We start from the raw sequence: 11,527 nt of genomic DNA, 5'->3' as shown, positions 1-11,527 counted from the left end.
GGAAAGTCATGGATGTCCTCGCCGCGCACGCGGATCTCGCCTGGATGCTCGCCGCATTCGCATTTCTAGTCCTGATGATCCCCGGACTCGGGCTCTACTACGGCGGCATGCTGGGCGGACGCAACGTCCTCAACATGATGTCGATGGTGTTCGCGACCCTCGGCATCACCTGCGTCATCTACGTCCTCTACGGTTACGGCCTGGTGTCCGGGCCGTCGGTGAAGGGATGGGGAATCATCGGCAACCCCGCCGACTACATCGGTCTGGGCAATCACCTCACCGACGACGGCTCTGGCGGCATCCAGGTGCTCTACATCGCGGCCTGGTTCATCATGTTCGCCGCGATCACCGTGGCCATCGTCGCCAGTGGTGCCGCCGGCCGAATGAAGTTCAGTGCCTGGCTGGTGTTCGTCCCGATCTGGCTGACCCTGGTGTACTTCCCGGTGGCGCACTGGGTGTTCGCCGCCGACTCCGACGCGGGCGCCGGTGGCTTCCTGCTGAACAAGATCCACATCCACGATTTCGCGGGCGGCACCGCGGTGCATATGAACTCCGGAGTGGCGGCGCTCGCTCTGGCCATGGTCCTGGGAGCGCGACGTCGTCGCGCCGAACGCCCCCACAATGTTCCGTTGGTCCTGCTCGGCGGTGGTCTGCTCTGGTTCGGCTGGTTCGGGTTCAACGGCAGCTGCGCGGGTGGTGCGAACTTTCTGACCCAGTACGTCGTCCTCAACACCCTGCTCGCGGGCGGCGCCGGAATGCTCGGCTTCTGGGCCATCGAGAAGTGGCGGGAAGGTCACGTGACCGGTCTGGGTTCCATCACCGGTGCCATTGCCGGGCTCGTCGGTATCACCCCGTCGGCCAACACGATGACACCGATCGGAGCCCTCCTCGTCGGTCTCATCGCCGCCGGTGTGGTCGCGTTCTTCCTCAGTTTCAAGCCGAAGTTCAAGGTCGATGACAGCCTGGACGCCTTCGTCGTGCACGGTATCGGCGGCATCGTCGGCACCCTGTGCATCGTGTTGTTCGCCGCGGGCAGTGCCCCGGCCGGCATCACCGGCATCCTCTTCGGCGGCGACGCCGACATCGTCTGGCGTGAACTCGCCGGCATCGTCATCACCTGCAGCTTCTCCTTCGTGATGACCTGGCTGATCGCGAAGGCCCTCGACAAGACGATCGGTCTGCGCGTCGACCCGGAGACCGAGACGCAGGGCCTGGACTCGAGCATCCACGCCGAATCCGCCTACGAGATCCCCGCAGCCGGCGTCGGACACGGTGGACTGTCGGGCATGTCAACCGCCCAGGCATCACGATCGGTCGAGAAGAAGCTCGCCGAGTCGGTCGACGACGACCTCGCCGACTCCCGCGCCTGATAACCACGGACAGCGCTCCTCGCATCCCGCCGGTCGGGGTGCGGGGAGCGCTGTCCTTCCGCCGGTCGAGAACCCCACCTTCCCGCTGGTCGGGCGACCTACCTTCCGCCGGTCGAGAACCCCACCTTCCCGCTGGTCGGGCGACCTACCTTCCGCCGGTCGAGAACCCACCTCCCCGCTGGTCGGGCGACCTACCTTCCGCTGGTCGAGAACCCCACCTCCTGCTGGTCGAGAACCCCACCTTCCCGCTGGTCGAGGTGCGAGGAGCGCTAGCGACGAGCCTCGAGACCTCTTGTGCCGAAAGCATTCCGGGCACCCACGGCTGCGTCGACAGCGCTCTCGCTCACACTGACAGCGCCCTCCCCATCACCGACAGCGCTCTGTGCAACGTCACCACCGACCCCCTACCACCCCGACCAACCATCGAGCGTCAACGGCGTCTCACTCGTGGGCCCCTGAACGTAGCGCTGCATGTACGCGGTCTGCCACCGGCCGTTCCACTGCGGCAAGGGCAGCGGGAACCAGTAGCCGCTGTCGAGCCACATCTGCCCGAGCAGAGGAACCGGCTGACGCGAGATGTCGTACCAGGTCCCGATGGGCGGATTGGTGAAGGTGCCGTACTTGGAACCCGGTCCACCGACCGTCTTTCCGTCGACGACGAACGGCGCCATGTCTGTGCCCGCCTCCTTGCCGTCGATGTAGAACGTGACGTCCTTGGTGCCCAGGACGACCGAGTAGTCGTGCGGCTGACGCAAGATGCTCGTCGGCAGCAACCGCACCTGGGGCACGATCTCACCGGCACGCTTGGTCATCAGGAAGAACCCGCGCGGAAAATCCATGCCCAGCAGATCGAACACCGGCTTGGTGATGGTGCTGGTGTCGGCCATGTACGGGTTGCCGTCGTTCCACATGAACCACGCGATCTCCAGTCCCAGCGGATCGATCGACCGGTTGGACACACCCCATCCGGTGGTACCGGCCCAGGGAACGGTGTTCGCATCGCCGGGGATCTTCTCGGTTCCACCGACGCGCATCGTCATGGTCCAGCCGGGTGTGAACGTCGGCTTGGCAAGCATTTCCGCGTTGTTGTACGGGAACAATGCGTGCACGGTATCCGGGATGCCGAACGTGACACCGTGGGCCTTGTCGAACCAGAGGCGGCTGTAACCGACCGAGGTGTTGCACCAGTCGGGCGGTGGCGTCGCGAACCTCTCGTCCATCTTGCGTGCGGGCTGCGGATCGTTGGTTCCGATGTAGCCGGCGAACGCGCGTGGTGCGAGCACCGCGCAGTTGGCGACGCCGTCGTCGACGCCGGGCAGCTGAATGTTGGGATCAGCTGTTGCACTGCCTATTCCGGCGCCCAGAAGTGCGGTGGCGGCGCCCGTGACCAGCGCGCTCCGCAGACAACGATTTCTCATGCTCGCTCCTTCGTGTCCATCCCCTACGCGTTGTGGTACCACAATCGGTCAGCCGTGACCGGTTACGCGAAAGAATTGGTAACGGGTGTTACCAGAGGGGCTGTTCGCGCAGTGCTCGCCGCCCCATATCCGCCCCGATACCCGCCTCTCACAACCGCGAAACACGATCGCAACAAACCGAGGGTCTACTACAAGTAGACAAAAGTTCATCCGAGTAGACATACTGGTAACACCCCACCCCGACCGGAGCATCGCAATGACTGATACCAACCACGATCTCGCCGCCCTCTGCCAGGCCAGCGGAACCAAGTTCATCCTCGCGATGTTCGTCGACCTGCGCGGCAAGCCCTGCGCCAAGCTGGTGCCGGTCGAGGCGATCGACGAACTGGCCACCGACGGAGTGGGATTCGCGGGCTACGCGGTCGGCGCCATCGGTCAGGAGCCGCGCGATCCCGACCTGATCGCCGTCCCGGACCCGAGCTCCTTCCTGCCGATCCCGTTCATCAAGGAAGGCCTCGCGCTCGTCCACTGCGACCCGCACGTCGAGGGCAAGCCGTGGCCGTTCGCGCCGCGCAACATCCTCAAGGCCCTGATCGCGCAGGCCGAGGACGCCGGCTTCGAGCCGTGGGTCGGCGCCGAGGTCGAGTACTTCCTGCTCAAGCGGGCCGCCGACGGCTCGCTGGTCACCGCCGACGACGCCGACGACTCCGATCAGCCCTGCTACGACGTGCGCGGCCTCACCCGGATGTACGAACATCTCACCGCAGTGTCCACCGCGATGAACCAACTCGGCTGGGGCAACTACGCCAACGACCACGAGGACGGCAACGGCCAGTTCGAGCAGAACTTCGCCTACTCCGATGCCCTGACGACCGCCGATCGCGTCATCACGCTGCGCTACCTGCTGTCGGTCATCGCCGCCGAAAGCGGGATGGTCGCCACCTTCATGCCCAAGCCGTTCGCCGAGCGCACCGGCTCCGGTCTGCACCTGCACCTGTCGCTGACCGCCAACGGCCGACCGGTGTTCCCGACGGAGTTCGACGACGAGCGCGGCCTCGGAATCTCCGACACCGCCTACGGCTTCGTCGCCGGAGTCCTCGAGCACGCCTCCGCGCTGCAATCGGTGATGGCGCCGACGGTCAACTCCTACAAGCGAACCGGCGCGACCGCCACCCGATCGGGAGCATCGTGGGCGCCGCGCGTTCCGACCTACGGCGGCAATGACCGTACCCACTACATCCGCATCCCCGACGACCAGCGGGTCGAGTTGCGTGGCGGCGACGGTTCGGCCAATCCGTACCTCGCGATCGCCTCGGCCCTCGGCGCCGGACTCGACGGGATCAAGCGGAGCCTCGACCCGGGCGCGCTGGGCTCCGGACCCGATCACATGAGTCCGCTTCCGCTGACCCTCCTGCACGCGGTCGAGGCGCTCGAAGCCGATCCCGTCGTGACCGCCTCGCTCGACGCCGCCATGCCCGAGGAGTGGCCGGCCGACAAGCCCAGCGTCTCAACCTACTTCAGCAAGCTCAAGCGCGAGGAGTTCTTCGCCTGGCATTCGGCGGTCTCCCCCTGGGAGATCGACCAGTACCTCACGGCGTTCTGACCTCGCGGCCCACCACCCTCATCACCCACCAGAAAGGACCACACCATGTGCGGAATCGTCGGGTTGCATCTGCGCAACCCGGATCTGTATCCCCGACTCGGCGAACTGCTCGCCACCATGCTCGGCGAAATGCAGGACCGCGGAGCCGATTCGGCCGGTATCGCCGTCTACGGCAACACCGACTGGGCACCGGCCGGCCACGGCTGCGTCAGCCTGCTCGATCTCGATGTCGACGCCGCCGATGCCGCGGCGGCACTGAGCGAGTCGCTCGGCACCCCGGTCTCGGCCCAGTACGTCGACAACACCCTGGTGATCAGCGCCGAACTGCCGTCCGAAGAGCTGCTGGCCGCCGCCCGCGCCGCCTACCCGGGTGCTCTCGTAGCCGGCTTCGGCTCCGACCTCACCGTGCTGAAAGGCGTTGGCGCACCCCGCGATCTGACCAAGCGTTGGGATCTCGCCTCGGCCCAGGGCTGGCAGGGTGTCGGACACACCCGGATGGCCACCGAGTCGGCCGTCACCCCCGCCGGCGCCCACCCCTACGCCGTCGGACCCGAACAGTGCCTGGTGCACAACGGATCGTTCTCCAATCATGCGACCATCCGTCGCGAACTCCGCGCCGCCGGAGTCGAATTCGACAGCGAGAACGACACCGAGGTCGGTGCCCGATTCGTCGCCCACCAGCTCGCGCAGGGCAAGGACGTCGAGACCGCCCTCAAAGAGGTGTGCGCCACCTTCGACGGCTTCTACACCCTGGTCGTCTCCAACCGCGACTCGTTCGCGGTGGTGCGCGACGCCATCGCCTGCAAGCCCGCCGTCATCGCCGAGACCGACGACTGGGTGGCCATGGCCAGTGAATACCGCGCCCTGGCAGACCTGCCGGGCGTCGAGAACGCTCGTATCTGGGAACCGGAACCGGAGGTCGTGTACGCATGGACACGCTGAACAACACCGACACGCAGGTCTTCGACCTGGCCTCCACCCCGCTGCGTGAGGTCAATTCGACTCTGCACAAAGAGATCTCGGGAGAATTCGAGATCAACAACCCGGCCGGCGCGCACAGCGTCGCAGCCGGAGTCAACGCCCCCGTCAAGATCACCGTCAACGGCCATGTCGGCTACTACGCGGCCGGCATGAACCAGCAGGCCGAGATCGTCATCAACGGCAACGCCGGCACCGGCGTCGCCGAGAACATGATGAGCGGCACGGTCGTCGTCAAGGGCAACGCCTCGCAGTCGGCCGGCGCCACCGCGCACGGCGGACTGCTCGTCATCGAGGGCGACGCGGCCGCACGCTGCGGCATCTCGATGAAGGGCGTCGACATCGTCGTCGGCGGAAACGTCGGCCACAACAGCGCGTTCATGGCGCAGGCCGGCCGGCTGGTCGTCCGCGGCAACGCCGGTGCCGGACTGGGAGATTCGATCTACGAGACCCGGATGTACGTGCGCGGCACCGTCGAAGGCCTGGGTGCGGACTGCATCGCCAAGCCGATGGAGGCCGAGCATCTCGAAGAGCTCGCCGGCCTGCTCAAGGCCGCCGGTTTCAAGGACGACGACCCGAAGACCTACACCCGCTACGGCTCCGCGCGGAAGTTGTACCACTTCCACAGCGACCACTCGTCGGCGTACTGAGTCGGCGTACCTCGCCGACCCACCGAGCCAGGGCCCACCACCCACACCCGCCTCATCCACCTCCACCAGGAGCCCGCCATGACCGAACTCACCAACGAGCAACGCGGACTGCGTGAGTCCGCGACGTTCGACCGCACCACCATCGCCGCCATCCAGCGTGCCGCCGACACCGGCATCTACGACATCCGCGGCTGGGGCGCCAAGCGCAAACTGCCCCACTTCGACGACCTGCTGTTCCTCGGCGCGTCGATGTCGCGCTACCCGCTCGAGGGCTACCGCGAGCGCTGCGACACCGATGTCGTCCTCGGATCGCGTAACGCCAAGTACCCCTTGCATCTCGACACCCCGGTCACCATCGCGGGTATGAGCTTCGGTGCACTGTCCGCCGGTGCCAAGGAGGCACTGGGCCGCGGTGCCTCCGAGGTGGGCACCTCCACCACCACCGGCGACGGCGGGATGACCCCCGAAGAGCGTGGACAGTCGAAGAACCTCGTCTACCAGTACCTTCCGTCGCGTTACGGGATGAACCCCGACGACCTGCGCAAGGCCGACGCGATCGAGGTCGTGCTGGGGCAGGGCGCCAAGCCGGGTGGAGGCGGAATGCTGCTGGGGCAGAAGATCTCCGAGCGTGTGGCGGCCATGCGGACGCTGCCCCAGGGCATCGATCAGCGCAGCGCCTCGCGCCACCCGGACTGGACCGGCCCCGATGACCTCGCCATCAAGATCAACGAGTTGCGCGAGATCACCGACTGGGAGAAGCCCATCTACATCAAGGTGGGCGCCACCCGCACCTATTACGACGTGAAGCTCGCGGTGCACGCCGGCGCCGACGTCGTGGTGGTCGACGGCATGCAGGGCGGCACCGCCGCCACCCAGGACGTGTTCATCGAGCACGTCGGCATCCCGACGCTGGCCGCCATTCCGCAAGCGGTGCAGGCACTTCAGGAGCTCGGAGTGCATCGCAAGGGGGCGAGCGGAGCGACGGGGGATGGTGGAGTACAGCTCATCGTCTCCGGCGGCATCCGTAACGGTGCCGACGTCGCCAAGGCGATGGCACTCGGCGCCGACGCCGTCGCGATCGGTACCGCCGCCCTGATCGCCCTCGGCGACAACGATCCTCGCTGGTCGGCGGAGTACGAGGCGCTCGGTTCGGCCGCCGGTTTCTACGACGACTTCCAGGACGGGAAGGACCCGGCGGGCATCTCCACGCAGGACCCGGAACTGTCGGCACGCTTCGATCCGATCGAGGGTGGTCGTCGCCTGGCCAACTTCCTGCGCGTCATGACCATGGAGGCCCAGACCATCGCCCGCGCCTGCGGCAAGGCACACCTGCAGCACCTCGAGCCCGAGGACCTCGTCGCCATCACCATGGAGGCCGCCGCGATGGCGCGCGTCCCGCTCGCCGGTACCTCCTGGATTCCCGGAACGGGAGCAGGACTGTGAGTCAGAGCGCATCCGTCGTCATCATCGGTGGCGGGCTGGAAGGCGCCGCCACCGCATGGGCCCTGGCGCAACGCGGCATCACCGATGTCGTTGTGTGCGAACGAGATACCGTCGGCGGCGGCATGACCGGCAAGTCGTCAGGCATTGTCCGCTGCCACTACGGGGTCAGCTCGCTGGCCGCGATGGCCGCCGTCGGCCTCGAGGTCTTCGAGAAGGCCGAGGAGATCTTCGGCACCGACATCGGGTTCCGGCAGACCGGCTACGTCGTCGGCGTTGGCGAACCCAACGTCGACAACCTCCGCAAGAGCATGGCCGCGCAACGTGAGGTCGGGGTGCAGACCGAGGAGATCGGTCGCGACGAGGTGGCCACGATGTGGCCGGCCGCCGACCTCGAACCGTTCGCGGCGTTCGGCTGGGAGGAGCGCGGCGGATACGGCGACGCCTATCAGACCGCGCAGGCCTTCGCGGCGTCCGCCCGCGCCGGTGCTGTCCGAATCCGGCAGGGCACCAGCGTCTCCGGGCTGCTCGTCGACGGTGATCGGGTCACCGGGGTGACCCTGGCCGACGGTGACACCATCTCCGCCGACACCGTCGTCGTCGCCACCGGTGTGTGGACCCGCCCGTTCCTGCAGGCATACGGCATCGATGTGCCGATCCAGGTGCACCGCGAGCAGATCGTGATGATCCATCCCGGCGTCGAGATCGGCGAGGTCCCGGTGTTCTCCGACCTCGTGTCCCTGCAGTACGTCCGCCCCGATGTGCGCGGCGAGATCCTGTTCGGCAACAGCGATCTGCAGGAACTGGAGATCGCCGACCCGGACGGCTACCTCAACCGCGCCGACGAGGCCTTCCTCGATCTGACCGTCGACAAGGTGGGCACCCGCTTCCCGGACTTCACCGAGGCGGCCATCACCGCCAGCTACGCCGGTTGCTACGACGTCACCCCGGACTGGAATCCGATCATCTCCCGCGGACCGCTCGACGGACTGGTGATCGCCGCCGGCTTCAGCGGCCACGGGTTCAAGATCTCGCCGGCCGTCGGTCGTCTCGTCGCCGACCTCGTCGTCGACGGCCGCAGCAGCGACCCACGGATTCCCGAATCCGACTTCCGGTTCACGCGTTTCGCGGAGAACGACCTGCTCAAGACCCGTTTCCCGTATGTCGGGGCGGGCGAGATGAGGTGAGTGCGTGTGCGCACGCAACCGCGGTGAGCGAGGCGACGGTGTGGTCGCCGAGTTCCCGCGGTTCCTTCTGGCCGACTCCTCCGGGTTACCGTCAGTGGACGACGTTTCCCGATATGCTGTCGGGATGGACCAGACCGACGACGCGATCACCGTCGATCCGGCGACGACCGACGCGGATTCGGGGTCGTCCGCGGATGCCCTGATCCGCAACCAGTCGGGAACCGCGCGCGATCGCACTCCCGATCAGTCCGTCGAGGAACTCGAACTCGAGACCGCGATCGCCACCAACGTCCGCCGGCTGCGTCAGCAATTGGGGCTCACGGTGGGCGAGATGGCCATCCGTGTCGGCATCTCCAAGGCGATGCTGTCGAAGATCGAGAACGCGCAGACCTCCTGCAGTCTGGCCACCCTGGCCCGGCTGGCGACGGCCTTCGACATCTCGGTGACCTCGCTGTTCCGTGGCGCCGACGTCGAACGCTCGGCCGTATTCGTGAAGTCGGGGGAGGGCTCGCGGATCGTGCGCGCCGGCTCGCGGGAGGGCCACGACTACGAACTGCTGGGGTCGCTCCGCGGCGAGCACAAGCGCCTGGAATGCCTGATGGTCACCCTCAACGAGGACTCCGTCACCCAGCCGCTGTTCCAGCATCCGGGCACCGAGTTCCTGTACATGATCGAAGGCGTCATGGAGTACGCGCACAGCCGGTCGGTGTATCGCCTGTCACCGGGTGATTCCATGCAACTCGACGGCGAGGCCCCGCACGGTCCGGTCGCACTGATCGAACTCCCGGTGCGCTTCCTGTCGGTCATCGCGTTCCCCGATTCGGCGGTCTGACACTTTCCACCCGCCGTTCGAGTCGGCCCGCAGAATAATCCGTTGTGTCCGCGCGTCCGGACATGTCACAGTGAGTCGCTGGCGAAAACCCCACTCCCGCAAGGAGGACTGACCCACTGGAGACTCCGATGATCCCGGACGGCCCGATGCCCGACGCCGACGTGCCCGCGACCGCCCCCACCGACCGGGGCTCCACGCTGGCGGATCTGCTTGCCGCAGAAGACTACTGGGTCCGCAAGACCGTGACGTTCCTCGGTCGGCTCCTGTCGGAGACGAGCGAGACTCGGGCGCAGGGATTCTCGGAGTTCCTCGCCGAGCATCTGGGTCATCGTCGGCACGAACTGGTGGCGCACATGCTTCCGCTGGCACCGGCCACCGTGGTGGCCGCCGGCCTGGTGCTCGCCGATCTGATCGAGGAGGGCCGGCCGCGGATCGGTCCGGACGAGGACGACGGTCCGCCGAGCTGGGCTCATCATCGGGTCGGTTCGTCGGAGTACTCGGCGCCGGCCGACGCCACCTTGATCTTCCTCGGCGACAACCCCTTCGGGGACACCGCACTCGCGATCGCCTGCTCGGTCAACACGGACCGTCCGAGCTCGAGCCTCACCGTGCTCGTCGCCCCGGGCCACGACGAGGTGGCACGGGCGGCGATGTCGGAGATCCGGCGTCGCATCGCGGAGCGTAACCCGCTGCGGGGCCGGGTGCTGTCGGTCGGACAACACTACGGTGCCCTGACATTCAGTGTTGTGGAATCCATCTCGGCCGGCCGTGCGCGGGTCTCGGTTCCCGAATCGGTGTGGCGGGAAATCGATCTGGCCGTCGACGCGGTGACCGAACGCAGCGACGCGCTGCGCGCCGCCGGCCTGTCCACCAGCTATGGCGTCCTGATCGCCGGGCGGCCGGGTGTCGGCAAGACCGCGGTCTCACGAGTGGTGGCAACCGAACTCGCCGGTGACTTCACGATCCTGATCCCGACGGCCACGGCCGCATCACAGGCGCTCGCCGAGATCTACGAACAGGCAGCGACTTTCGGTCCGTCGGTGATCATCCTCGACGACATCGACCTGTACGTGCGCCGCCGCGGTGACGGCGACGACGCCGGGCTGGGCGCGTTGCTCGCCGCCCTGGACGGTGCGGCCAAGTCCGATCGTGTCCTCACCTTGGCGACGACCAACGATCCCCGTGCCCTCGACGGCGCGGCCACCCGGGCGGCGCGCTTCGACAGCATCATCGAACTCGATGCGCCGTCGGATGCGGCGGCCGCCACCATTGTGCGTGGACTCCTCGACAAGGTGCCGGGTTCCGACGTCGACGTCGAGCGGGTGATCGCGGCATTTCCGGACGGCCGCAACGGAGCCGACATCGTCGAGACGGTCCGGCGCGCCATCCTGCTCGCCGGCGCGCCCGTCACGACGGGCTCGCTGCTGTCGGTGATCGATCGGCAGGAGTACGCGTCGTCGCTGCCGATCGGCACGTACCTGTGAGCGGGTCCGGCGCGGAAATCGGCCGCAGCGCAAGGGCAATGGTCCCGGTGGCCACCACGTTGGCCGGCAGCTCGGCGGGTACGGTGCGGCGGTGACCGTTGAGGTCGACGACGGTCACGTCCATCATCCGCGCACCGGCCAGGGTGTTGCCCGGAAACGCGAGGTCCGCGACGGCGGTGGGCAGCGGCACGGCCGCGTCGACATGAAGGATCGCCCGGCCGCCGGTGATCTGGGCGGAGCGCACCCGGGTCACCAGCACCGGGAACCACTGTGTTGGCGCACATAGTGATTGGCACACCGGCTGACCGTCGTCGTCAAGGTAGAACGCGAGCTTGCGGCGGCATGACTCCTCGCGCAGGTCGAGTTCGCCGACGCGAATGTCGGCTCCCGTCGAGGTCATCGGGAGCGGCCAGGTCAGGGGATCGAACGAGCGGGTCACCAGAACCCCTTTCAGCGAGGGCAGTAGATCGAACAGACTCACCGTTCCGGTCTACCCCCGGTAATCCACTCGCCGTAAGCCCTCGACGCGACAAGAGTTCGTCAAAACTCATCGGTCGGTGACCCC

General features: G+C 67.2%; 10 protein-coding genes. 8 read left to right on the top strand and 2 right to left on the bottom strand.

Annotated elements, in window-relative coordinates:
• Positions 1 to 8 precede the first annotated feature (8 nt).
• Positions 9 to 1,370: an ammonium transporter gene (locus ABLE94_RS13015; protein WP_348805365.1), complete on the top strand. Its 1,362-nt coding sequence runs from the start codon at positions 9 to 11 to the stop codon at positions 1,368 to 1,370.
• Positions 1,371 to 1,774: 404 nt separating this feature from the next.
• Here the strand turns inward: ABLE94_RS13015 and ABLE94_RS13010 are convergent, their stop codons facing one another.
• Complete coding sequence (locus tag ABLE94_RS13010) at positions 1,775 to 2,788, bottom strand: hypothetical protein (protein WP_348808947.1); 1,014 nt, start codon at positions 2,786 to 2,788, stop codon at positions 1,775 to 1,777.
• Positions 2,789 to 3,044: 256 nt separating this feature from the next.
• On the opposite strand from ABLE94_RS13010, the gene glnT reads away from it, so the two are divergent.
• The 7 genes from glnT to ABLE94_RS12975 all read left to right on the top strand — a co-directional run bounded on the left by glnT (position 3,045) and on the right by ABLE94_RS12975 (position 10,962).
• Complete coding sequence (glnT, locus tag ABLE94_RS13005) at positions 3,045 to 4,391, top strand: type III glutamate--ammonia ligase (protein WP_348808946.1); 1,347 nt, start codon at positions 3,045 to 3,047, stop codon at positions 4,389 to 4,391.
• A 45-nt stretch (positions 4,392 to 4,436) separates the two neighbouring features.
• Positions 4,437 to 5,333, top strand: a complete 897-nt coding sequence (locus ABLE94_RS13000) for a class II glutamine amidotransferase domain-containing protein (protein ID WP_348808945.1) — start codon at positions 4,437 to 4,439, stop codon at positions 5,331 to 5,333.
• Positions 5,321 to 6,019 (top strand): GltB/FmdC/FwdC-like GXGXG domain-containing protein, encoded by a 699-nt coding sequence (locus ABLE94_RS12995; RefSeq protein WP_348805362.1) that lies wholly within the window; start codon positions 5,321 to 5,323, stop codon positions 6,017 to 6,019. The genes ABLE94_RS13000 and ABLE94_RS12995 overlap by 13 nt, the downstream gene beginning before the upstream one ends.
• A 78-nt stretch (positions 6,020 to 6,097) precedes the next feature.
• On the top strand, positions 6,098 to 7,462 hold the full coding sequence (locus tag ABLE94_RS12990) for an FMN-binding glutamate synthase family protein (protein ID WP_348805361.1): 1,365 nt from the start codon (positions 6,098 to 6,100) through the stop codon (positions 7,460 to 7,462).
• Entirely contained in the window at positions 7,459 to 8,646 is a 1,188-nt protein-coding gene (locus ABLE94_RS12985; protein WP_348805360.1) for an NAD(P)/FAD-dependent oxidoreductase, read from the top strand. The genes ABLE94_RS12990 and ABLE94_RS12985 overlap by 4 nt, the downstream gene beginning before the upstream one ends.
• A gap of 124 nt (positions 8,647 to 8,770) precedes the next feature.
• Positions 8,771 to 9,478 carry a helix-turn-helix domain-containing protein gene (locus ABLE94_RS12980; protein WP_348805359.1) on the top strand — a complete coding sequence of 236 codons (708 nt, stop codon included), beginning with the start codon at positions 8,771 to 8,773 and terminating at the stop codon, positions 9,476 to 9,478.
• 128 nt (positions 9,479 to 9,606) lie between these two features.
• On the top strand, positions 9,607 to 10,962 hold the full coding sequence (locus ABLE94_RS12975; RefSeq protein ID WP_348808944.1) for an AAA family ATPase: 1,356 nt from the start codon (positions 9,607 to 9,609) through the stop codon (positions 10,960 to 10,962).
• Here ABLE94_RS12975 and ABLE94_RS12970 read toward each other — a convergent pair.
• Positions 10,886 to 11,443, bottom strand: coding sequence for a hypothetical protein (locus ABLE94_RS12970; protein WP_348808943.1), 558 nt, complete (start codon positions 11,441 to 11,443; stop codon positions 10,886 to 10,888). The genes ABLE94_RS12975 and ABLE94_RS12970 overlap by 77 nt on opposite strands.
• Between the last annotated feature and the right edge of the window lie 84 nt (positions 11,444 to 11,527).

This window comes from Gordonia sp. VNK1 (genome assembly GCF_040049135.1).
In the GTDB taxonomy this organism is placed as follows: Bacteria; Actinomycetota; Actinomycetes; order Mycobacteriales; family Mycobacteriaceae; genus Gordonia; species Gordonia oleivorans.
This window is presented reverse-complemented; position numbering and strand designations above follow the sequence as displayed.

Coding starts and splice junctions, on each gene's coding strand:
- ABLE94_RS12975 (WP_348808944.1), top strand. CDS start 9,607: ATGATCCCGGACGGCCCGATGCCCGACGCCGACGTGCCCGCGACCGCC.
- ABLE94_RS13000 (WP_348808945.1), top strand. CDS start 4,437: ATGTGCGGAATCGTCGGGTTGCATCTGCGCAACCCGGATCTGTATCCC.
- glnT (WP_348808946.1), top strand. CDS start 3,045: ATGACTGATACCAACCACGATCTCGCCGCCCTCTGCCAGGCCAGCGGA.
- ABLE94_RS13010 (WP_348808947.1), bottom strand. CDS start 2,788: ATGAGAAATCGTTGTCTGCGGAGCGCGCTGGTCACGGGCGCCGCCACC.
- ABLE94_RS12995 (WP_348805362.1), top strand. CDS start 5,321: ATGGACACGCTGAACAACACCGACACGCAGGTCTTCGACCTGGCCTCC.
- ABLE94_RS12990 (WP_348805361.1), top strand. CDS start 6,098: ATGACCGAACTCACCAACGAGCAACGCGGACTGCGTGAGTCCGCGACG.
- ABLE94_RS12980 (WP_348805359.1), top strand. CDS start 8,771: ATGGACCAGACCGACGACGCGATCACCGTCGATCCGGCGACGACCGAC.
- ABLE94_RS13015 (WP_348805365.1), top strand. CDS start 9: ATGGATGTCCTCGCCGCGCACGCGGATCTCGCCTGGATGCTCGCCGCA.